This is a genomic window from Photorhabdus kleinii (assembly GCF_025384885.1).
GTDB classification, from domain to species: Bacteria; Pseudomonadota; Gammaproteobacteria; order Enterobacterales; family Enterobacteriaceae; genus Photorhabdus; species Photorhabdus kayaii.
In genome coordinates this window covers 40339-61563 of the sequence record NZ_JAJAFY010000003.1, presented here as the reverse complement: position 1 = coordinate 61563, position 21225 = coordinate 40339, and the positions used below count along the sequence as shown (strand labels likewise).

The following is a 21225-nucleotide window of genomic DNA, read 5'->3' as shown; positions in this document are numbered from 1 at the left end:
AAATGCAAACTCGCTCATTTCTTCTTGATATCAAATCATGGGATTTAACGTTAGATGATTCTGGAAATATCTCTATTACTGATAACCCTTATGCTGTGGCTCAGGATGTCGCTTGTGCCTGTAGTACATATCTGGGAGAGTGTTGGTACGACACAACATTAGGTCTTCCTTATTATCAGCGCATTCTTGGTCATTGGCCCGGAATTCAATTAATTAACAGCAAAATGCAACAAGAAGCAATGAAGTTACCTTATGTTCAGTCTGCCATTTGTAAAGCTATAAGCGGGGACGAAAGAACTATTGTGGGCACGATGACAATAACGGACACGAATAATCAATCAGCGGTGGTAAATTTCTGATGACTAACTCTGTAGTACTGACAACAAGTGTTCCTAGCGTAACATTTACAAAGACTGGTTTAACTGTACCCGACGAAGTTGATATTTTAAATGGGCGGCTAAATGATTTGGCTACCGCAATGGGCGGTGCAATGAGTACCAGTTTGACAACACCGCAGGGTCAAATGGCAATGAGTGATACGGCTATCATTGCTGACAAGAACGATCAGTTACTTGCTATCGTCAATCAGATTAACCCGGATTATGCAACTGGACGTTTCCAAGATGCCATTGGGCGGATTTATTTTTTAGACCGAATTCCAGCATCGGGAACAACGGTAACAGCAACATGTACCGGGTTAGTTAATACAGTTATTTCAATTGGTAGTATTGCTCAAGATAAAAAAGGGTATCTTTATCATTCAATAACAGAGGCTAAGATCCCTGACAGCGGCTCTGTTGATGTTGTTTTCCAAAACTCAACAACAGGGCCGTTAGCATGCCAAATTGATGATTTGAACACGATTTATAGCTCAGTACCTGGCTGGTCTGGTATCAGTAATGCGAGTGCTGGCGTACCTGGCACAGATGAGGAAACTCGTGCTAATTTTGAGTATCGTCGTAAACAATCTGTTGCTAAAAATGCGACAAACTCATTACATGCCATTTATGCGGCAATATTAGAAGTAAATGGGGTAGCAGACTCATACGTTATTTCAAATGATACTTCGGTAGTAAAAACAGTCGGGGTATCAAAATACAAAATAGCGCCGAACTCTCTTTATATTGCTGTGTATGGGGGAAAGACTGAGGATGTCGCTAGAGCAATCTGGAAGAAAAAGCCTCCAGGTATTCCTACGAACGGGAATACAACTCACACCATTGTGGATGATGAAAACTATGTTCAGCCTTACCCTGAATATGAAATTAAATATGTGATACCGACGCCCATTCGTGTTTATGTTGACGTCTCACTTGCTGATAGCGATTACCTTCCTGCTGATATTGAAACGCAAGTTAAATCAGCTATAGCGCAAGCATTTAACGGTGAAGATGGTGGAACGCGAGCAAGAATAGCATCTACATTATTTGCTGGTAGATATTATTCAGGCGTTTATAACATAGATACATCAAGTGTTGATATTTACAGCATTACACTTAGCCGTGACGGTACTGCTTATTCAACATCAATTAGTTTTGGTATTGATGAAATCCCAACGCTTGACACTGATAATATATCCGTAAAATTAGTAGGTTCATAAATGGAAAATGTGGAAACAACTATTCTTGCTCAGTATGCTGCTAGCCCAAAACTCAACTCACTTATTCGAAGTTTCAATGCCGCTGTTTCCTCTGCTGAATTTATTAATACATTTTACGACCTGATTTGGAATATTGACACAGCAAACACGTATGGGCTGGATGTGTGGGGAAAAATAGTGAATGTTAGCAGATGGTTGACTGTTAATGAAAATGCAAAATATCTGGGATTTGGTGAAGCTTTTCTGAGTATTTCGACAACAACAGATCCAGACCCATTTGGCCAAGCGCCATTTTACGCCGGGGAATCAAAAACAAAAACTATTGAACTATCAGATCAGATGTATCGAAAGCTGATTATGATGAAAGCCATGTCAAATATATCTGATTGCACTATACCAAACATCAACAGAATGCTTGTTTATATGTTTAGCGATAGCGGACGTGCATATATCACTGATGATGGAAATATGAAGATGAGTTATGTATTTGAATTTCAGCTATCAACAGCAGAATTAGCAATTGTTCAAACATCAGGAATACTACCATATCCAGCCGGTGTCAGCGTCTCTATTGTTGAAAGAATACCGAAAAATGAAATTAACTGAAAAACCTACTCTTATTACTGTTCCGTTCGCAAAAGATGGAAACTATAACGAAATTGCAACAAAGTCTACTGAAAACAGTTTGGCGAAAGGTATAGCTACATATCAGAGCGGTTTTCCTCCGTTAACGATGACAGCAATATCTGCTGGTGGAATTCCCCCATCTGGCAAGGATATGAACGGGATATTGAATGATATTACTGCCGCAATACGTTATTCAATGTCTGGTGGCCTGTATTCGTATGATGCTGATTTTAGCGCTGCCACTGATGGTTATCCTAAAGGGGCTATTGTTGCCAGTTATGATGGAAGTAAAATTTGGTGGAATGGGGTAGAAGATAACAATACAGATCCGGATAGTACATTAGCTTCCGGTTGGAAAAATCTGTTAGCAGATCCTAACGGGTTATTTCTACAGAAAGCCAATAACTTATCTGATATTAATAACAAAGCGACAGCGCGTAATAATTTAGGACTGGGAGAGCTTGCAACTCAAGATTTTATTCCCGATGCCACATTAGCCCAAAAAGGAATTATTCAGCTTACTGACAAAACAGGCAACAGTAATATACTTGCAGCAACTCAGAAACTTGCTTCCGATGTAAATGATAATGCAAATAGTAAACTCGCTAAAAATCAAAATGGCGCTGACATCTTCAATAAAACTGAATTTGTAAAAAATATCGGTTTATCGGAAACGGTAGAATTGGCGAAAAGTGCCGTGCCGAGTAGTCGGAAAATTAACGGGAAGCCGTTGGCTGGGGATATTAGTTTGAATGCTGAAGATGTGGGAAGTTATGCTAAATCTGAGAGCGATAATACTTTCTTGCGTATTTCTAGCAATAAAACCGCAACTGTTGGCAGTTTACTGATTGACAGTAAAACTCCTTTTCCTAAATTGCGTTTCAAATCGAAAGATGGGTATGTATTGGGAATTAACGGTTCTGAAGGGAAATTGTTGCATATCTATTCTGACGATCCCAAAAATCAGCGGCGTTACAATATATTAACGCCTGAGAAAAGTGGTACTCTTGCATTACAAAATACAGCTATAAAATCCGAAAATGGCTGGTGGCAATGTGGAGATACGGGGATAATTATTCAATGGGTTAAAGTCCCATCAGCTCAACAATCATGGATAAAGGTAAATTATCCAATTTCTTTTAAAAATAAGCTTTTTGGCTATATTGCAAGCATGTCGAGTATCAATACATCAACTGGTCACACATTAGTACGTAATGCAACACTATCGACATTTGAATATCAAGCAGGCACTCCCAACAATGATGAGAATCCAGGCAAAGTTGTACATATATTATTTTGGGGGGTATAAATGGTCTATTTTTCCAGAAAAGAATGTGTTTTTTATAATGAAGCTCATGAAGAGTGTGTTGAAATAACAGCAGAAAAACATAATGAATTACTTGACGGTCAATCGCGCGGTTTTGCTATCGTCAGTGATAAAGACGGTTATCCAATTCTTACAAAACAAGCGCCATCTGTTTACCACAAATGGGATAGTGAAAAGTGGATAATATCAGAAAGTGATAAAATAAAGCTCAGACGGGAACAGCAGCAGCAAGCAGAACATAAGAAACAGCAACTTATGCTCACGGTAAGTAAACAGATCGCTCCGTTACAAGATGCTGTAGATTTGGGGATGTCGAGTGATGAGGAAAAATCGCTGTTAGCAGAGTTAAAAAAATATAGAGTATTATTGAACCGCGTTGATGTTAATTCAGCCTCAGATATTAACTGGCCCGAAAAACCCTTAGAATAATGGAATCAGGGCCAATTGAACCGACCCCCAATAGCTAGATAAGTCTAATCAAATGTGGTTTTTCTGCACTACTCTGATTGAATCGTCCTCAAAATGTTGGATAACCATCCAACATTTAAAGGTGTAGTCCATTTATGCTTTAGTCTATTAGATAATCATCAACCCACCAGGATAATACTTAATCCAGTCAATAGCAGCATTGGGGTTAAATGGCTCAATACTCAGTCCTTCCAGGCATTGCCAGAGTTCCTGGGTGTTCTGGGCGGTAATAACAATACAGTCCGGCATCACCCGGATTTTTAGTGGCATTCCGAAGGTAAATCCCGCCTCCTGTAACCATTTTCCTTTTAAAGAAATACCGTTTTTAGCTACCTTGCCAAAACGTTCAGCTTGGGAAATTCGCTGAATTGTTTTATTATCGCGTTTAGCCATAATTAACTACCTTATATAGTTAGTTGTGGTAAGCAGGGTTATCGGGTGGCAGCCCGGTAGCTCTGCGTCAGTGAAAATAGTCTCTCAATGTTGGATTATGAACGATAGGTCACTTTTCTGCAATAAAAATATGACCTATAGTTTACCTAGATTTTTCGTTTTCAGGCAGTCCATTGAGGGCATCATTCCAGTGTTGATCCCGTTCTATATTATTCACTATTTTGCTGATCCATGTTTCTGATTTGCCCCACCGTATAGCCAGTTCGCGGCGCGTCCAGCCTTTTCGTTTCATCTCAGACTTAAACAATTCTGGCGGTATACGTTTCAAAATTACTCCCACAAATATAAACTGTTTATCGGCACATCATAGTATAGCCATTTCGCCGATAGGGTGACATTGGTAAATAAAATGACCGTTTAAGTGGCACAAACCGAACTCCATGAACATAGGATATGCCACACCAGAAATACCGATTACTAAGGCGATTGTATATGAAGTTGAGTTACATGTGTGCATCAGAAGCTGGTGGTATCAGGTGCTGGATTTATAAATAATGCCATATGAAGCAGAGATCTGATGAGGCATTTTATTTTGCACTACGCATTATGATAGAGGTGTTGGCCCTTTTAATGAGCATAGTATTAACACCTGACTGTGAGGAGTTGGTTGCTGTGCTACGGGCATAAAAAAACCAACCTAATTATGGTTGGTTTTTCCAAAAGCTCCGCGGCTCCTTTGCGTATTCTTTTGTGTCCCTTCATCGTCCGGTCAGTGTCCAATCAACTTTGCTAACTCACTGTTTTTAAAGCTGTTGTCCTATCACTGTCCCTACTAATTTGGTGGAGCTGGCGGGAGTTGAACCCGCGTCCGAAATTCCTACATCCTTGGTACTACATGCTTAGTCTAATCTTTACATTCGCTTGCCAACTGCGGATAGACACGCCACTAACAAACTAGCCTGATTAAATTTAACGCTTCAACCCCAGGCAAGGCATCCACGCGATCTCTTTTGGGTTTGACCTCTCTTGATCCCCGTCCTAAGAGCGGAGGCTAGGGAGAAAGGGCTCTGCGCAGGTTATTAAGCTGCTAGTGCGTATTTTTCGTCGTTTGCGACTATTTTTTTGCGGCTTTTTACGAGGCCAACCGCCCCTCGGCATGCACCTTGGGTTTCGCGAATCCCGTCGAATCCAGAATCAGCCCCAAGTGTCTTAAACGCAAGTATATCAGAATACTAAACCATAATGCCAGAATTTATCGCCCTGCATTCTTCATAATACGCGCTTTGTCTAATTTCCATTCACGTTCTTTAATGTCCGAACGTTTGTCGTGTGCCTTTTTACCTTTTGCTACGCCAATTTTGACTTTACTCCAGGCGTTTTTCCAATAGAGAGATAAGGCAACAACAGTATAACCTTCACGATTAACTCGACCATATAATGAGTCAAGTTCGCGCTGATTAAGTAAGAGTTTGCGTGAACGCATTGGATCACAAACGACATGGGAAGAAGCTACATTTAACGGGGTGATGGTGGCACCAAAAAGATAAGCGTCGCCATCTTTGAGCAAAACGTAACTGTCGCTGATGTTGGCTTTACCAGCGCGCAGTGATTTGACTTCCCATCCTTGTAACGAGAGACCCGCTTCAAATTCTTCTTCAATGAAGTATTCGTGACGAGCTCGTCTATTCATGGCAATGGTTGCCGAACCGGGTTTGTGTGCTTTTTTCTTTGTCATAGTGTATGCATTATACTGAATGGTTTGGTGAAAGAAATCTTTTCCCGCGCATATTTGCTGATTAATGCGTGTTTATTGCATTATACGCTGACAGTTTTTTCTTTGATCACGTATAGGTGATATTATTTGCTACAATTAAGCCTTACAGGAAATTATATGCCACAGATTAGTCGCTCTGCGTTAGTACCGTACAGCGTGGAACAAATGTATAAATTGGTCAATGATATCGGTTCTTACCCGGATTTTTTGCCGGGGTGTGTCGGCAGTCGGGTGCTGAGTGTTAGCAGTAACGAAATGACTGCATCAGTCGATGTTTCGAAAGCGGGTATAAGTAAGACTTTTGTTACCCGGAATATTCTGGCCGATAACCAAAGCATTAATATGCAATTGGTCGACGGGCCTTTTCGTAAGTTGATGGGAGGCTGGCAGTTCATACCATTGAGTGAAGATGCCTGTAAAGTTGAGTTACACCTTGATTTTGAATTCACTAATAAGCTGATTGAATTGGCTTTCGGTAAGATTTTTAAGGAGCTGGCTGGAAGTATGGTGCAGGCTTTTACTCTGCGTGCACGTGAGGTTTATCGTGTCTGATATCAATATCGAAGTTGTTTATGCATTGCCTGATCGCCAATATCTGCGTACGGTGAAATTGACTCAAGGCGCAACTGTTGAGCAGGCAATAGTTGCATCAGGTTTGCTGACTTTGCGTAATGATATTGATTTGCAAAAGAATAAAGTTGGGGTTTATAGCCGTCCTGTCAAGTTGACGGATATTTTGGAAGAGGGTGATAGGGTGGAAATTTACCGCCCATTATTGGCTGATCCAAAAGAAATGCGTCGTAAGCGTGCTGAGCGGGCTAAAAATAATGCTCAATAATTACCATAGACAGTCAGTCATCTATTTTTTTGACTGACTGTCTATTTATATCTCTTTGGTTATTGAAGATCTTCGGTAAGTGAATTTTCGTTTTTAATATCAGTCAGTACACCATTACTGTCAAATGTCAGGGTCAGAGTTTGCTGAGTCACTTTTTCGTGCCCAGGTTGCTGACGAAATACATAAAACCACGTTTGAGTTCCAAACGGGTCTTGTAACATCGGTGTTCCTAATGTGTAAGCTACCTGTTGCTGGGTCATTCCCTTGTGGATTTTTGATACACTAGTCGGTGTTAGGTAGTTCCCCTGATTAATGTCAGGGCGATAAACAGCCCGTTCCAACGTAGAGCAACCCGCAGTCAGCATGACAAATGATACAGCAGCGGCAGTCAACATTTTACAGCGCATGGTAATTACATTCCTTTAGGAGTCAGGAGGTTGATAATAATAGACCTTGACGAGATTGAAAACCTTTATACCCGTTATCTTTCAAGTTGCCTCTTTGTTGGCTGCGCTCACTCACCCCGGTCACATAGTTACCTATACTCCCGGGGATTCGTTCTCTTGCCGTCGCGATGCATCTTGAAATCCAGAGGGTATACAAGCTTTAGCTATGACCCTAAATATACGCAAAAGTTGTATCAGATTACGCGGCAAGCAGCTCTTTAGCGTTTGCCAGGGTATTTTTTGTCACTTCACTGCCTGCGAGAAGCCGCGCTAGCTCTTGTAATCTGGATTTTTTATCCAGCAATTGCATTTGAGTTTCAGTTTCTTCACCATCAGTCTGTTTACTGACATAAAAGTGTTGGTGACCACAACCGGCTACTTGAGGCAGGTGGGTGACGCACATAACCTGTGTAGATTCGCCTAATTGACGTAACAGACGGCCGACAATTGCAGCTGTTGGGCCACTGATACCAACATCTACTTCATCGAAAATCAAGGCGGACGTTTCCATTTTCTTAGCCGTTATAACCTGAATTGCCAGCGCAATACGGGAAAGTTCACCACCTGAAGCAACTTTTGCGAGAGATTGGTGTGGCTGACCGGGGTTAGTGGTGACGTTAAATTCAACTTTATCTGAACCATCAGCATTCAGATGTTCAGGTGCAAAAGAGACATCAATGGTAAAGCGACCATGAGGCATGGCGAGTTGATGCATACTGTGAGTAATGAGTTCACTTAGTTCTTTAGCATATTGTTGGCGAACCAGATGCAATTTTTCTGCAACTTCCAATGCCTGCTTATGGTGTTTATTAACCTGCTCGCTAAGGTGGGTGCAGTCATCTTCTTGCTGCGCCAGTAATTGCTGTTCTTCTAATAATTGTTGATGTAGTGAAGGAAGTTCTTCTGGTACAACGTGGTGTTTGCGGGCCACTCTAATTTGTTGTGAAATTTTTTGTTCCAGCTCAAAAAGACGATTTGGGTCCATATCCAGTTGATCACCGTAGTGGCGGAGTTCATCGCTGACTTCATTAATTTGAATGGATGCTTCTTCCAACATAGTGAGTAATTGACTGAATTTATTATCCATAGTGATGAGTTCTGCCAGTTCGTGTTTGGCGTAGTTCAGCAGACTGGTAATATTTTGTTCATCGTTATCACTAAGTAACTGGAGTGCGGTTTGGCTGACAGACAGTAGCTGACCACGGTTTGCTAGCCGTTTATATTCATTATCTTGTTCTTGATATTCACCTGATTGTGGTGCCAGCTCATTAAGTTCTTTTAAGTGATACTCCAGTAACTGTTGACGAGATTGACGTTCAAGCGCCTGTTGTTGGAATCGAGCCAGATCCTGACAACTTTGGTGCCATTGATGATATGCCTGTTTCATTTCATTTTGCAGATTGAATTGATTAGCGTAAGTGTCAAGCAGGCGTTTTTGGTGGCCGTTATTTAATAGTAATTGATGGGCATGCTGACCGTGAATTTGAATAAGGTGGGTACCCAATTCGCGTAATTGGGAAATCGGTACGGCAGTGCCATTGATAAAGCCTCTGGAACGACCATCTGACGTTATTGTACGGCGTAGTAAGCATTCATTACTGTCATCAAGTTGGTGTGCTTCTAGCCATTGGCGAGCAGAAGGCGTATCAGAAAGAGAAAACCGGGCACAAATATCAGCACGAGAAGCCCCGCTACGCACCATATTGGCCTCACCACGATTACCCAGACATAAACCTAATGCATCAATTGCGATGGATTTACCCGCGCCGGTTTCACCTGTGATGGCTGTCATGCCTGGCTGGAAGTCAATTTCAAGCTCACGAACAATGGCAAAATTGCTAATGGTTAACTGGGTGAGCATCACACTTCTCCTGTGTATAAAAACACCTCTGTATCTTCATACAGTATAAACTGGTTTTTTATACAGTAAAGTAGTGAAACCTAATTTTTTAGAACATTTTTTTAGACCAGCTTAGTTTTGTACTTAATGTGTTGAAGTAATTATAGTCTTGAGGATGAATGAGATTGAGCTTCTGTTTGCTGCGGCTAATAATTACATCCTCTCCATCCTGTATAGGTAGAACTATTTGGCTATCGCAACTGACTTCATAATCGTTGCTATTTTGGGAAAATTTCAGCCTGATGCTGCTTTCACTGCTGATAACCAATGGCCGAGAAGACAATGTATGTGGGAACATCGGTACCAGGACGATAGCATCCAGATTTGGTGTCAGAATTGGCCCACCTGCGGAAAGCGAGTAAGCTGTGGAACCAGTTGGCGTTGCGATAATTAGTCCGTCAGAACGTTGGGAAAAGGCAAAACGTTCATCAATATAGACTTCGAATTCAATCATATGTGCCACTTTCCCCGGATGGAGTACGACTTCGTTGATAGCGGTACTGATACGAGGTTTCTGGCCGTTTCTTCTGACTTGAGCTTCTAGTAGGAAACGGTGTTCGTTCCGATATTCGCCATCCAATACTTCAGAAAGTTGTTGCAAAGCATTATCAGGATCTAAGTCGGTCAGAAAACCTAGATTGCCTCTGTTAATACCAATGACTTTAATGTTATAACGGGAAAGGACCCGGGCAGCGCCCAACATATTGCCGTCACCACCAACAACGACAGCTAAATCAGCTTGTTTGCCAATTTCAGTCAGACCGCCAGTTTGTGCATCTTTTAAACCAATGTCTTTGGCAATCTGACGATCAATAATGACAGAATAACCTTTGGATTTTAACCAATGATAAAGCATCTCATGAGTAGCAAGTGCTTCTGGGTGGCGAGGATGACCAACAATACCTATGCATTTGAATTTTTTATTCATCGTTGTAATTGCCTTCTAGCAAGAGGTTTTATCCTCACAATACGGCGGGTTCCCTTGAATCCCCAGTTTAGATCCCCATAATAGGCTAAGTAGCGAGATTAATGCCAAATACGCGGAGATATTCATGAGTAGTAAAGAACAAAAAATGCCTGACGAGCAAGTCTCGGAAGATATGGAAGTTGTATCTGAACAGCAAAATAGTGCGGATAAAGCAGAAGCATCAGAGACAGAAAGCGTTGTTGATCCGCGTGTCGCAGAGCTGGAAGAACAGCTCAAGCAGGCGCAACAACGTGAACGTGATGCCATTTTGCGTGCTAAGGCTGAAGTTGAAAATATCCGTCGTCGTACTGAGCAAGATGTGGAAAAAGCCCATAAGTTTGCGTTAGAAAGATTTGCCAATGAACTGTTGCCAGTGATTGATAATCTTGAGCGCGCTTTGGAGGTGGCAGATCGTACTAATACCGAAATAGCACCTATGGTTGAAGGCATCGAGCTGACGTTGAAGTCTTTCCTTGGGGCTGTGGGTAAATTTGGTATTGAAGTTGTTGGCGACACAAATGTTCCTTTTAATCCTGAAATTCATCAGGCTATGACCATGATGGAATCCGATCAGCATGAACCAAATCATGTCATGATGGTCATGCAGAAAGGGTATACCTTAAATGGCCGTTTGTTACGCCCGGCAATGGTAGCTGTATCAAAGTAATTTTAGCTCAGTAGTAATTTTAGTTCAGTAATAAGTATCAATGCCGCTCCAACAGGGGCGGCATTTTTTTATTGTGGCAACTCAGGTGTCCAGTTAATTGGCGCGATGCCTTGTTTTTCTAGCAATGCATTGGCTTTTGAAAAGTGTTTGCAGCCAAAGAACCCTCTGTGAGCAGATAGTGGAGATGGATGAGGTGCTTTGAGAACATGGTGTTTATTAGCATCAATAAAGTAGCCCTTTTTCTGAGCGTGGGAGCCCCAAAGCAGAAAAACGACGCCTGAACGGTGCTCATTGATAGCGGCAATGACTTTATCAGTGAAAGTTTCCCACCCCAGATTCGCGTGGGAGTGTGCATTACCACGTTCTACGGTGAGTACGGTATTGAGTAGTAACACCCCTTGTTTAGCCCAACTGACTAGGCAACCGTGATTTGGATGCTGGAAGTCAGGTATATCGGATGCCAGCTCTTTGTACATATTAACCAGAGAAGGTGGCGCAGGAATACCCGGTTGTACAGAAAAAGAGAGGCCATGTGCCTGATTGGGGCCGTGGTAAGGGTCTTGCCCAAGTATCACCACCTTAATATCAGCCAATTCGGTGTAGCGGAATGCATTAAATACATCCTGTTGTGGCGGATAAATAGTTTTACCTGCCTGACGTTCTTTTGCGACATAGGCCAGCGTGTCGAGAAAATAGGGCTGTTTTTTCTCGTTACCGATTACGTCGTGCCATGTGAGGGGTGCGGACATAGTAAATCCTTTTTATATAATTACCAAATGGATGTTGGCTTACCGATTACAAAATTAGAGGAAAACCTTTGATGCATACTAAAACTAAATTCTTGATAACTATTTCAATGTTGTAAAGTATTTTTGAAAGTTTATCCAAAAAATTGCTTTGAGGTTAGCTATAGAAACTTATTTAAAACGTAAGGTAGCAGTATGTTTTATAGTAACTATATGAAATTAACTGTTTTGAATCAATGAGTATCCTCATTTGTGTGGGTATATAGGAATGAGGCATATTGTTTTGACCAAATAACCAAGATAAGTCATTGATAATTTGGTTTATTGTGCGAACGTAGAGATAGAAATGATTAAAGGTATTTAACACTGTGAAGGGCCAGATTGTGGTTAAGGATAAGCTGGATCGTTTGAATATTGTATGAAGCCAAAACAGTATTTGTTGTAAGTAGTCAGTTCACTTTGACTCTTTTCTGGCTATTTATTGACAAATAATAGGTAGAAATTTCTCTGTTATCAGAGAGAAGAATCACAGGTGGTTAATTTTATTAACAAAATTTAAACATTGATTTAACTTAATGGCGTTCCCTGCCGATAGATTAGTTGTACTGATTAAATCGTCGATTATTTTCAGCTATCCTTAGGGGAATTTTATGAGTTTATCAATTGAAATGAATCTATCAGTCGATTCAAGTTTTCCCGTTTTAAATAATCTTCAACTTGTTACACCGCCTTCTGTTCCAGACCAGAATATTGAAAAAACGACCACTGAAGTTTTTTCCCTCTCGGAAATAACTAAACAAAATAATAGAGTCTATCAATCATTAATTAATGAACAGAGTATTAACGTTAATTTAAAGTCAATCACAGGAATTAAGTCTGAGCAAATTAGTGGTAAGCAATCTCATGAGATTGATTATATGTTGACCTTAATTTCTGATGATGTTTACATACGCACCACGATGGGAATAGGTGATTATGTTCGTCTTTCTGATGGTGAATTATTAAAGGCAGGAATAGAGCCGGCAAATTTAAGGGATGAAACAACAGGCTTTCAGGCAGGTATTTATCGGAATGACGATCTCTACATAGTGGCTTTTGTGGGCACTAATGATTTGAAGGATATATTAACTAATTTACGACAAGGTTTTGGATTTGATGAAGCTCAATATCATCAAGCAATTGATTTAGCTCGTACTGCCAGAATAGCATTTGGGGAAAACTTGTTATTTACTGGGCACTCTTTGGGAGGTGGATTAGCCGCGACAGCCGCATTATCAATTGGAAAGCCTGCGGTAATATTTAATTCAGCTGGTGTTTCTGACAATATGATGAAAAATTTGGGTTTTTCACCTCAAGAGGGTAGGGCTATCGCTGAAAATGGATTGGTACGCCATTATGTTGTGGAGCATGATTTACTTGATGCATTACAACAAAAACTGCCGGTATCTCAGCCAATAGGACATAAAATCTTACTGAAATATAATGATGATTCGGAAGAATCAGGCAAAGGTTTTCCTAATAATCTGATACGTGGATTAAAAGCACATTCTCTTGAAAAGGTGCTGGAATTATTAACGATATACAAACCTTGGTCATCTTTAAATGATGAACAGCAAGAAGAATCTCTAGTCATGCTTAATGAACCGGATCTGAGCATTTCCGCATAATTAAAGAGAAGTGTGATGAAAATTAATGAAGTAATTGAGCCTGAATCGGAACTAGATTGTCAGCGGAGTGAAGAAAATATAACTCCGTTACAATGGGCGATATTCAATCAGCGAATGGATGATGTTAATAATTTGCTGAGGGATGGAGCTGATCCTACTCAACCTGGGTTGCAACAAGAAAGTGCTTTACATACGGCTGCAAAAATCAACAATCCTGATTATCTTAAATCTTTATTATCATTCTCGCCTGATGTGAATATTATTCATCCTGTCACTTTAGCAACACCTTTACATGCTGCGGTTCAGGTAGGGAGAAAGGTTCAGGTTAAATTACTGCTGATAGCAGGAGCTAACCCCAACTTGGCTAATCGGGTTGGGGATACTTCGTTACATATTGCAGCTAAAATTAACTCACCGGAACTGGCGTTGATATTGTTGAAGTCAGGCGCTGATCCCACATTACAGAATAAGCAGCAGTCAACGTTCCAGATCTATTTCAATCTCACACCACTGAAAGTACGTAGCCGTGAGATGCAGGCTGAATATGATAAAGTCAATAATTGGCTGAAAGCGCAGCAAGTCAGCCGATATTATTTAAAGTAAGATAAAAACGGGCTATTTGGCCTAATGCCAGTCAGTTAAGCTGATTGGCCTCTATTTTTACCGGGTATTTTTGCGGTTTACGCCTCACTACTCTCGGATATTTTCTGTCAGGAAGCTTCGCTGGTAATTCAAACATGCTTAATGTTTCCAATAAGTAAGCATAGCGCTTAGGTAAATTACCTGCACTAGGATATTTTTGCTGAGAAGAGCGAATCATCATGATGAGGTTACCTTGTCAGGAACGGCATTGTTTATATTTTATTCAATTTCGAGATCAAGGGAAGTATTTAGAGGTTCTCGTAAGTTGTTTGGCGTAGAATGTTAAATTATTTATTTTTTCGAGAAAATGTTTCTTTATTTATAACTAATAGGGAAAAAATCAAATTAATTTACTGATGTAGCATGTTTTTGTGAAAAACAAATAATAGAACTCGTAATTAACATTAAATAATATTCACTTATTTAAATTATCTTTGATCTTTATCTCAAAAAAATAGTTCATATTTATTTAACTTTAATTTAAAGGTAGAAAAATGAACTTGGGATAAGTGTTATATTTATATTGCATTCACTCATATAAATTGGCGGTAACATGGTTTTTTTGAAAGTAATTTTTCTCTAAATAACTGTTAGCTGTGAAGCAGAATTTATGGTCGCTTTAAGACTGATCATTTATTATAGATGATCAAAAACTTGCGTGATTGCTAGAATAAACTCGCTAAGATTTAAGGAATTCATTATGGACAAGTCTGATCTGAAATTTAACAATAACCTGAAAGAAATTCTAAAACTGGAAAGCAGTATGAGTGAGCGTGGTAACTACCATGATAGTGTGGTAACTGAAAATTTTTTCCTGTTGCTGAGACGGGATTGTATTAAGCGAAAAGTTTACTCGATTCTGGAAGAAGCCAGAAGCGATATTTTTGATTACATCGAGATGTTCTATAGCAGTAAGTGCAGACACGGCTCTAGTAATAAAATGTCTCTTTCTGATTATGAAAAAGACTATTTTCAACATATTACATTTGGTTTCATTTGTTGGATTTTAATTGATAAATTTATATGTTTTTTATGGGGTTATTCTACATGAAATACCAAATTTCTTTATCACTGTATATATGAATTGGTGCAGTTTAAAAATTGCATTAGTATATTTTAATAGTCAGTTTCGATAGTGTAAAGGAAACAATAATGAAAAATGAAGAGAGTACTTTGAAAATAATGCTGTCAGAAAAAAACGTTCTGCATTAGTACTGGCTGGCACTTCAGAAGTGGGAATGAGTATTATCGACGATCTCATTGTGCAACAATATAATGTTACGTTTACTTGGTGGCAAGGAGATAGCAGAGCTGAAGAGTTAACAAAAAAATATGGTAATCAGGTAAAGGCGATACAGCTTGATTTGACGTGTGAAGAGAGTGTCATAAAAGGCTCATGGTCTCCGGCTTCCTGTTTCAGTTTCCCGTAGGTTTCCATAAAGGCCCGTTGCTGTTCCGCGTTGAACTTGTGTGGCACGCTGGTCGGTTTTTTATCACTGAACCCATTGTGGTGCAGCCATTTATTGATGCCGGGAACGGTGTAACTGATATCCCACCGTTCTTCGACAAGGCGGATAACCGCCTGTGTGGTAGGCAGAAGATTTGCGGTCAGACAAGCGATAAGTTCCCGCGTCTGTGTTTCGCTGAGGTGGCTCTGAGAGCCGCCATTTTCGGGCTTCAGTTTGCGGTGATTAAGGTCATCGCTGATATGACGATTAACCGTTGTTTCATGCAGACGCAGGGCCTGAGCGATCATGACAGAACTCCAGCCCTCAGAAGCCAGCAGAACCGCTTTGATGCGATCACATTCCCTCTTATCACGGCAGGTGTGATGAAGGTGTTCGAGTTCGGCTTTCTGTTCACCGGTAATGAATATTTTCATGACGGATACCATGAGCCTTAGTTTGGGGAAAATCAAGCATTTTCAATGATCACAGGTATAAACATTTTCTCTTTTATGAAATAAACAAATATATAGCACTTGTCTGGATGAGCGTCTTTGTTATTAATGGCGTGATAAACGACTACTTCAGTTGGACGATCTATCTGCATTTGGTTTCTTTAGGATTTATTGTGATTGCCATAATTGTGTCTAAGTACGTACCGGGCGTGATGAGAAATCATTACAGGAACAAGTAAAAAACTATTTCTACAGTGTAGTCTTCTTAACTCGCAAAATATGAAAGGAGAATAATATGTCACTGACCACCATTATTAAAGATACCCCAATATGGGTCTGGATTCTTTTTGCTTTTCTCATCAGGCGTGGGATCAGTGCCTTGTACGATCGTGAAATGCGAATTGATCGCCTTTTCTTACTACCAATAGTATTCTTGGTTTGGGGGGTATATAGCGTCATTTGTGAAACTACATTCTCAGATTTAGCTTTGATAACGATGATGGCGGGTTTACTCGTCGGGATTGTAATGGGATGGGGTCTGTGGCGCTCTCAACCAAGATTACGTGAAAAAGCAGGCAGTGATTTAATCATCCGTCCTGGCACTTCGTTGACGCTGACGCTGATTGTTATCACATTTATCGTTAAGTTTATTATTACGGCTATGTTAAGCATTCACCTCGTGTTGTTGCATTCGTTACATTTCAATCTGTTTTTTGGCTTTAGCAATGGTGTGCTTGACGGTATTTTCTGGGGCGGAACGCTAAATCTTTTTATTCCTTGGTACAGAAACAGGACCAAGAGCGTCTATAAATAGTGTTTATGAAACTCTAATACTCTCTGTTCTCCCCTGCCATGCTGTATCTGTGATGAGGGGAGGCCATTTGGATCGCCAGTCAGTGTAGTGTGAGTTACTGGTGTAAAGAGTATCCGCCTCACAAAATTATTAGTAAAAAATTAAATACAAATATTGATTTAGCTAATCCTTATTCCTCTGGGAAAAAGGGGGAATGAGGATATTAATGGGCTAATTAGGCAATATACTTTCCAAGAGGGGCAGATTTTAATGAAAGTTTCTAATCGGGACGGGAAATAAATTCTGTCATAAACCGATTAAATAATCGACTGCAAAAACTCGGGATGGCAAAATACCCGATAGATTATTTAAAGAAATAGAGAATGCTGAGAGCCTATTTACTCACAGAATAATCTGACTATGTGCAACTGCATATTATAATTAACGGGCCAACTGGCCCGTTTAAAGATTTACGCATCGCTACTGGTTGGTACTTCCGGTTTTGGATTACCGGAAGGTTTACGGCGTTTACCGATATTTTTGCTATCTCGATGACGTATTTTGACTTTTTTCTTCGAGTCTTCTGCTTTCTTTTTCTCTTTGCGTTTAGCCAATACTTTTTTCGATGGCTTATTGTGGGCTTTGTTACTTGGTGCTTTGGTTGTTGGGCGAAGTTCATCAACAATCCGCGACGTTAGTGGTTCATTCAGATAGCGACTGATTTTGCCTAATAAAGGATGATCATGTGCTTCCACTAAGGTAATTGCAGTACCTTTGCGACCTGCACGAGCTGTCCGGCCAATACGGTGTAGATAAATATCGGCGGTGCGCGGTAAATCAAAATTGAAAATATGACTGATATCATCAATATCCAATCCACGGGCAGCAATATCTGTTGCAACCAGAACAGTGATACTGCCATCATTCAGGCGCTTAACTGCTTCCGTCCTTTTAGCTTGTACCATTTCCCCTTCAAGGAATCGGGCTTTAATGCCGGCTTGATGCAATTCATCCACAAGTTCATGTACACGTTCACGTTTGCGAACAAAAATAATGGATTTAGTGACATCGGGTTGTTTTAGTAAATGGCAAAGTAGGGCTGTTTTGTGTGCCAAATTATCTGCACGGTAGTAAAATTGCTGGATTTTTTTGCGTTCACGGCGTGATGGTTCAGCATCAATTTCAACTGGATCTTCCAGTAAACGTTCAGCAAAATCACGGATGGCTTCCCCTTCCAGAGTAGCAGAGAATAGCATGGTCTGTTTGCGCCAACGGGTTTCACCCGCTATGGTTTCAATATCGTTGGCAAAACCCATATCCAGCATACGATCGGCTTCATCAAGGATGAGTGTTTCAACTGCCCGACAATCAAAGTTTTCTTCCTTGATATATTGCAGCAGACGGCCTGTAGTGGCGACGACAATATCTTGATTTTCGCTGAAAATTTCTGCGTGATTCATATAGGCTACGCCGCCAGTAATGGTCGCGATATCCAAATTGGTATGTGCAGCGAATTCTTTTGCCTGATCTGCCACTTGCATGGCTAGCTCACGGGTGGGCGTCAGGATCAGAATGCGTGGTGGTCCAGATTTCTTGCGTGGAAAATCTAATAAATGTTGCATAGCTGGCAGCAGGTAAGCGGCGGTTTTGCCGGTACCGGTAGGCGCTGATCCTAGTACATTACGCCCGTCCATTGCTGCCGGAATAGCCGCAGCCTGAATTGCTGTTGGGCGGGAATAACCTTTATCATTCAGGGCGTCAAGCAGGCGTTCATCAAGCTCAAGTTCAGAAAAGTTTGTTGCAGTCATCATATACCTCTGTTTAGGCCGCCGATTATAAACGGGTTGGGCGTATTGTTCATCTATTAAAGCGGTCAATTAAGGTAGATAGCTTTTACCGAAACATAATAACCTTTATCCTATGGCGAAATTTATTGTGCTAAATAGATATAGGTTATTAATTTGAAACAGAAACGACTTTTACGCCGGGATGGATTTACTTTCAAGCAATTTTTTGTTGGTCATGAGCGGTGTGCGATGAAAGTCGGAACTGATGGCGTTTTATTGGGAGCATGGGCTCCAGTGAGTGACAAAAAAGCGATTTTAGATATTGGCTGTGGCAGTGGGCTCATTGCGTTGATGCTAGCACAGCGTACGGATGAAAATACTAAAATTGATGCAGTGGAATTGGATACAGAGGCCGCATTGCAGGCGCAAGATAATGCAGAACAATCTCCGTGGCAGAAAAAAATAAATGTTTATCAGCAGGATATTGGTGATTTCGCTGAACAGTATTCGCAATGTTATGACTTAATTGTCAGTAACCCCCCCTATTTTGAACCGGCTGTTGCTTGTCGAAATGAGACAAGGGAACAGGCTCGTTATACGGGGTCGCTGACTCACCAGCGATTATTACAATACGCCGAGACGTTGATTACAGCGGATGGTCTGTTTTGTGTGGTATTGCCATATGCCATTGGTGAGGAATTTGAAACAATGGCATGTCGTCTGGGTTGGTTTTCCCATCATCGGGTCAATATCCGCGACAGGCAAAGTAAGCCATTGCATCGGATGTTATTGGCATTTTCCCGTCAGGAAAAAATCAGTTTAATCAGTGAATTGACTATTCGTCAACCAGACGGTACATATACGCAAGAATTTCAGCAATTGGTGACGGATTTTTATCTCTATTATTGAATTATTTTATGAATTGTGGAAAGAACCACGCCGGAGCGTGGTCATGCAGAAGTTTTGCTAGTAAAAATCAGGGCGTCAAAATCGTTGGTTTTGATTCTGGCAGTAAATCGGGGTAATCCAGTGTGAAATGCAGACCTCGGCTCTCTTTTCTTTCCAGCGCACAACGCACGATTAATTCAGCGACTTGCACCAGATTTCGTAATTCCAGCAGATTGTTAGAAATCTTGAAATTGGAATAATAATCGTGAATCTCCTGTTGCAGCATATTAATACGGCGCAGTGCTTGTTCCAGGCGTTTGGTTGTACGCACAATGCCGACGTAATCCCACATAAATAGACGTAATTCGTTCCAGTTGTGCTGTATGACGACCTGTTCATCTGAATTGTCAACACGGCTCTCATCCCAGAAAAGGAGTTGCGGTACTTCTTCTATTTTTTCGATCTGTTGTTGGATATCTTCTGCAGCAGACCAGCCATACACCAGACACTCCAGCAGAGAATTAGATGCCATACGGTTTGCACCGTGCAGACCCGTATAGCTGACTTCACCGATAGCATATAAGTTGTTGAGATCAGTATGTCCCTGATGATCGACAACAATACCACCGCAGGTGTAATGCGCGGCAGGAACGATTGGAATCGGCTCTTTTGTTAGATCAAAGCCCAGTGTCAGCAATTTTTCATAAATCATTGGAAAATGCTGGATAATGAAATCCGCTGGCTTATGGCTGATATCCAGAAACATGCAGTCAGCACCAAGGCGTTTCATTTCATGGTCAATTGCTCGTGCTACGATATCGCGAGGAGCTAGTTCAGCACGTTCATCGAAATCAAGCATAAAACGGCTACCATCAGGTCGTTTCAGATATGCTCCTTCACCTCGCAGGGCTTCTGTCAACAGGAAATTGCGCTCCTGTGGATGGAAAAGACAGGTCGGATGAAACTGGTTAAATTCCAGATTGGCGATACGGCAACCCGTGCGCCATGCCATTGCAACGCCATCACCGGATGAGATATCGGGATTTGTCGTATATTGATAGACTTTAGCCGCACCGCCTGTTGCCAGTACAACAACCTTAGCGCGATAAGTTTCCACCTGTTCTTGCTGACGGTTCCAGATATAAGCGCCGACGACTCGATTATCACCGTCTAACCGGGCTTTATTTGACGTAATTAAATCCACTGCGTTGCAGCGCTCTTTCACTGTGATATTTGGATGAGACATCGCTTTATCAACCAGTGTCGTTTCTACTTCTTTGCCGGTTGTATCAGCATGATGCAGAATACGACGATGGCTGTGACCACCTTCACGGGTCAGATGATATTGTTTTTCTCCATCTTCGCTGGTTTCTGTATCAAACATGACACCTTGATCAATCAACCATTGTACGCAATGACGGGCATTGCTGGTGATAAACTCAACAGCGCTTTTATCGCAAAGTCCTGCTCCGGCGATAAGGGTATCTTCGACATGAGATGCGATACTGTCTGTCTTATCAAATACAGCGGCGATACCGCCCTGTGCATAATAGGATGCACCTTCGCTAAGAATACTTTTACTTAATACCGTGACTTTATACTGTGAGGCCAGGCGTAAAGCCAGAGATAGGCCGGCGACACCGCTGCCAATAATAAGTACATCGCTGTAATGTTGAGAGAATAATGATTGCATAATTGATGATGTATGAATGAAGATGGGTAAAAATCATGTTAGCCTATCAGATATGATCAAAGCTATGATTGCAATAAAATGATGACAAAAATTGAACTTCGC

General features: G+C 41.0%; 22 protein-coding genes, 1 other RNA gene and 2 pseudogenes. 13 read left to right on the top strand and 12 right to left on the bottom strand.

Annotated elements, in window-relative coordinates:
• Positions 1–2: 2 nt before the first annotated feature.
• From LG003_RS03330 to LG003_RS03310, 5 genes are read left to right on the top strand one after another with little or no spacing between them, the layout of a single operon-like run.
• Entirely contained in the window at positions 3–359 is a 357-nt protein-coding gene (locus LG003_RS03330; RefSeq protein ID WP_112876393.1) for a hypothetical protein, read from the top strand.
• On the top strand, positions 359–1600 hold the full coding sequence (locus tag LG003_RS03325; protein ID WP_112876392.1) for a baseplate J/gp47 family protein: 1242 nt from the start codon (positions 359–361) through the stop codon (positions 1598–1600). The genes LG003_RS03330 and LG003_RS03325 overlap by 1 nt, the downstream gene beginning before the upstream one ends.
• Positions 1601–2206 (top strand): DUF2612 domain-containing protein, encoded by a 606-nt coding sequence (locus LG003_RS03320; protein WP_112876391.1) that lies wholly within the window; start codon positions 1601–1603, stop codon positions 2204–2206.
• Positions 2193–3536 carry a phage tail protein gene (locus tag LG003_RS03315; RefSeq protein ID WP_240000687.1) on the top strand — a complete coding sequence of 448 codons (1344 nt, stop codon included), beginning with the start codon at positions 2193–2195 and terminating at the stop codon, positions 3534–3536. The genes LG003_RS03320 and LG003_RS03315 overlap by 14 nt, the downstream gene beginning before the upstream one ends.
• Positions 3537–3983 (top strand): tail fiber assembly protein, encoded by a 447-nt coding sequence (locus LG003_RS03310; protein WP_112876390.1) that lies wholly within the window; start codon positions 3537–3539, stop codon positions 3981–3983.
• Positions 3984–4130: 147 nt separating this feature from the next.
• Here the strand turns inward: LG003_RS03310 and LG003_RS03305 are convergent, their stop codons facing one another.
• From LG003_RS03305 to smpB, 4 genes are all read right to left on the bottom strand, one after another.
• The gene (locus LG003_RS03305; RefSeq protein WP_112876389.1) at positions 4131–4415 is read right to left on the bottom strand and encodes a SymE family type I addiction module toxin; all 285 of its coding nucleotides are present in this window, start codon (positions 4413–4415) and stop codon (positions 4131–4133) included.
• A 142-nt stretch (positions 4416–4557) separates the two neighbouring features.
• Positions 4558–4743 (bottom strand): helix-turn-helix transcriptional regulator, encoded by a 186-nt coding sequence (locus tag LG003_RS03300; RefSeq protein ID WP_049582210.1) that lies wholly within the window; start codon positions 4741–4743, stop codon positions 4558–4560.
• A gap of 510 nt (positions 4744–5253) precedes the next feature.
• Positions 5254–5617, bottom strand: a transfer-messenger RNA (tmRNA) gene (gene ssrA / locus LG003_RS03295).
• 50 nt (positions 5618–5667) lie between these two features.
• Positions 5668–6150 carry an SsrA-binding protein SmpB gene (gene smpB, locus LG003_RS03290; protein ID WP_112876388.1) on the bottom strand — a complete coding sequence of 161 codons (483 nt, stop codon included), beginning with the start codon at positions 6148–6150 and terminating at the stop codon, positions 5668–5670.
• A 156-nt stretch (positions 6151–6306) separates the two neighbouring features.
• On the opposite strand from smpB, the gene LG003_RS03285 reads away from it, so the two are divergent.
• Together LG003_RS03285 and LG003_RS03280 are read left to right on the top strand one after the other, a co-directional pair.
• Positions 6307–6741 (top strand): type II toxin-antitoxin system RatA family toxin, encoded by a 435-nt coding sequence (locus LG003_RS03285; protein ID WP_112876387.1) that lies wholly within the window; start codon positions 6307–6309, stop codon positions 6739–6741.
• The gene (locus tag LG003_RS03280) at positions 6734–7027 is read left to right on the top strand and encodes an RnfH family protein (RefSeq protein ID WP_112876386.1); all 294 of its coding nucleotides are present in this window, start codon (positions 6734–6736) and stop codon (positions 7025–7027) included. Before LG003_RS03285 ends, LG003_RS03280 begins: the two co-directional genes overlap by 8 nt.
• A gap of 59 nt (positions 7028–7086) precedes the next feature.
• Here LG003_RS03280 and bamE read toward each other — a convergent pair whose 3' ends face one another.
• The 3 genes from bamE to nadK form a co-directional block, all read right to left on the bottom strand.
• Entirely contained in the window at positions 7087–7434 is a 348-nt protein-coding gene (gene bamE, locus LG003_RS03275) for an outer membrane protein assembly factor BamE (RefSeq protein WP_011147559.1), read from the bottom strand.
• Positions 7435–7672: 238 nt separating this feature from the next.
• A complete protein-coding gene (recN, locus tag LG003_RS03270; protein ID WP_112876385.1) occupies positions 7673–9334 on the bottom strand; it encodes a DNA repair protein RecN in 1662 nt (553 codons plus the stop codon).
• Between the two features lie 88 nt (positions 9335–9422).
• A complete protein-coding gene (gene nadK / locus LG003_RS03265; protein WP_262980148.1) occupies positions 9423–10301 on the bottom strand; it encodes an NAD(+) kinase in 879 nt (292 codons plus the stop codon).
• 124 nt (positions 10302–10425) lie between these two features.
• Here nadK and grpE point away from each other — a divergent pair, with 124 nt between their 5' ends.
• Entirely contained in the window at positions 10426–11007 is a 582-nt protein-coding gene (grpE, locus tag LG003_RS03260) for a nucleotide exchange factor GrpE (RefSeq protein WP_011147556.1), read from the top strand.
• 68 nt (positions 11008–11075) lie between these two features.
• Here the strand turns inward: grpE and ung are convergent, their stop codons facing one another.
• Positions 11076–11756, bottom strand: a complete 681-nt coding sequence (ung, locus tag LG003_RS03255; protein WP_036777820.1) for a uracil-DNA glycosylase — start codon at positions 11754–11756, stop codon at positions 11076–11078.
• 647 nt (positions 11757–12403) lie between these two features.
• Between ung and LG003_RS03250 the strand changes: the two genes are divergently transcribed.
• Both LG003_RS03250 and LG003_RS03245 read left to right on the top strand, forming a co-directional pair.
• The gene (locus tag LG003_RS03250) at positions 12404–13420 is read left to right on the top strand and encodes a phospholipase (RefSeq protein WP_262980147.1); all 1017 of its coding nucleotides are present in this window, start codon (positions 12404–12406) and stop codon (positions 13418–13420) included.
• A gap of 15 nt (positions 13421–13435) precedes the next feature.
• Entirely contained in the window at positions 13436–14023 is a 588-nt protein-coding gene (locus LG003_RS03245) for an ankyrin repeat domain-containing protein (protein ID WP_112876382.1), read from the top strand.
• A 31-nt stretch (positions 14024–14054) separates the two neighbouring features.
• On the opposite strand, the gene LG003_RS03240 is transcribed toward LG003_RS03245, so the two are convergent.
• Positions 14055–14243: a hypothetical protein gene (locus tag LG003_RS03240; RefSeq protein ID WP_112876381.1), complete on the bottom strand. Its 189-nt coding sequence runs from the start codon at positions 14241–14243 to the stop codon at positions 14055–14057.
• Positions 14244–14813: 570 nt separating this feature from the next.
• Here LG003_RS03240 and LG003_RS03235 point away from each other — a divergent pair.
• A pseudogene (locus tag LG003_RS03235) lies at positions 14814–15113 on the top strand (IS3 family transposase); the annotation flags it as partial.
• Positions 15114–15446: 333 nt separating this feature from the next.
• Here LG003_RS03235 and LG003_RS03230 read toward each other — a convergent pair.
• Positions 15447–15944 (bottom strand): annotated as a pseudogene (locus LG003_RS03230) (winged helix-turn-helix domain-containing protein); the annotation flags it as partial.
• Between the two features lie 313 nt (positions 15945–16257).
• Here LG003_RS03230 and LG003_RS03225 point away from each other — a divergent pair.
• On the top strand, positions 16258–16776 hold the full coding sequence (locus tag LG003_RS03225) for a DUF6622 family protein (RefSeq protein ID WP_112876379.1): 519 nt from the start codon (positions 16258–16260) through the stop codon (positions 16774–16776).
• 449 nt (positions 16777–17225) lie between these two features.
• On the opposite strand, the gene srmB is transcribed toward LG003_RS03225, so the two are convergent.
• On the bottom strand, positions 17226–18563 hold the full coding sequence (srmB, locus tag LG003_RS03220; RefSeq protein ID WP_262980197.1) for an ATP-dependent RNA helicase SrmB: 1338 nt from the start codon (positions 18561–18563) through the stop codon (positions 17226–17228).
• A 153-nt stretch (positions 18564–18716) separates the two neighbouring features.
• Between srmB and trmN the strand changes: the two genes are divergently transcribed.
• Complete coding sequence (gene trmN, locus LG003_RS03215) at positions 18717–19451, top strand: tRNA(1)(Val) (adenine(37)-N(6))-methyltransferase TrmN (protein ID WP_112876377.1); 735 nt, start codon at positions 18717–18719, stop codon at positions 19449–19451.
• Between the two features lie 67 nt (positions 19452–19518).
• Here trmN and nadB read toward each other — a convergent pair whose 3' ends face one another.
• A complete protein-coding gene (nadB, locus tag LG003_RS03210) occupies positions 19519–21123 on the bottom strand; it encodes an L-aspartate oxidase (RefSeq protein ID WP_262980146.1) in 1605 nt (534 codons plus the stop codon).
• Positions 21124–21225 lie beyond the last annotated feature (102 nt).

What these genes read in the sequence shown, in the direction of transcription:
- LG003_RS03330 (WP_112876393.1), top strand. Translation starts at nt 3, where the DNA reads ATGCAAACTCGCTCATTTCTTCTTGATATCAAATCATGGGATTTAACG.
- ung (WP_036777820.1), bottom strand. Translation starts at nt 11,756, where the DNA reads ATGTCCGCACCCCTCACATGGCACGACGTAATCGGTAACGAGAAAAAA.
- nadB (WP_262980146.1), bottom strand. Translation starts at nt 21,123, where the DNA reads ATGCAATCATTATTCTCTCAACATTACAGCGATGTACTTATTATTGGC.
- bamE (WP_011147559.1), bottom strand. Translation starts at nt 7,434, where the DNA reads ATGCGCTGTAAAATGTTGACTGCCGCTGCTGTATCATTTGTCATGCTG.
- LG003_RS03305 (WP_112876389.1), bottom strand. Translation starts at nt 4,415, where the DNA reads ATGGCTAAACGCGATAATAAAACAATTCAGCGAATTTCCCAAGCTGAA.
- LG003_RS03315 (WP_240000687.1), top strand. Translation starts at nt 2,193, where the DNA reads ATGAAATTAACTGAAAAACCTACTCTTATTACTGTTCCGTTCGCAAAA.
- LG003_RS03320 (WP_112876391.1), top strand. Translation starts at nt 1,601, where the DNA reads ATGGAAAATGTGGAAACAACTATTCTTGCTCAGTATGCTGCTAGCCCA.
- LG003_RS03310 (WP_112876390.1), top strand. Translation starts at nt 3,537, where the DNA reads ATGGTCTATTTTTCCAGAAAAGAATGTGTTTTTTATAATGAAGCTCAT.
- smpB (WP_112876388.1), bottom strand. Translation starts at nt 6,150, where the DNA reads ATGACAAAGAAAAAAGCACACAAACCCGGTTCGGCAACCATTGCCATG.
- nadK (WP_262980148.1), bottom strand. Translation starts at nt 10,301, where the DNA reads ATGAATAAAAAATTCAAATGCATAGGTATTGTTGGTCATCCTCGCCAC.
- srmB (WP_262980197.1), bottom strand. Translation starts at nt 18,563, where the DNA reads ATGACTGCAACAAACTTTTCTGAACTTGAGCTTGATGAACGCCTGCTT.
- LG003_RS03240 (WP_112876381.1), bottom strand. Translation starts at nt 14,243, where the DNA reads ATGATGATTCGCTCTTCTCAGCAAAAATATCCTAGTGCAGGTAATTTA.
- LG003_RS03250 (WP_262980147.1), top strand. Translation starts at nt 12,404, where the DNA reads ATGAGTTTATCAATTGAAATGAATCTATCAGTCGATTCAAGTTTTCCC.
- recN (WP_112876385.1), bottom strand. Translation starts at nt 9,334, where the DNA reads ATGCTCACCCAGTTAACCATTAGCAATTTTGCCATTGTTCGTGAGCTT.
- grpE (WP_011147556.1), top strand. Translation starts at nt 10,426, where the DNA reads ATGAGTAGTAAAGAACAAAAAATGCCTGACGAGCAAGTCTCGGAAGAT.
- LG003_RS03325 (WP_112876392.1), top strand. Translation starts at nt 359, where the DNA reads ATGACTAACTCTGTAGTACTGACAACAAGTGTTCCTAGCGTAACATTT.
- LG003_RS03245 (WP_112876382.1), top strand. Translation starts at nt 13,436, where the DNA reads ATGAAAATTAATGAAGTAATTGAGCCTGAATCGGAACTAGATTGTCAG.
- LG003_RS03225 (WP_112876379.1), top strand. Translation starts at nt 16,258, where the DNA reads ATGTCACTGACCACCATTATTAAAGATACCCCAATATGGGTCTGGATT.
- LG003_RS03285 (WP_112876387.1), top strand. Translation starts at nt 6,307, where the DNA reads ATGCCACAGATTAGTCGCTCTGCGTTAGTACCGTACAGCGTGGAACAA.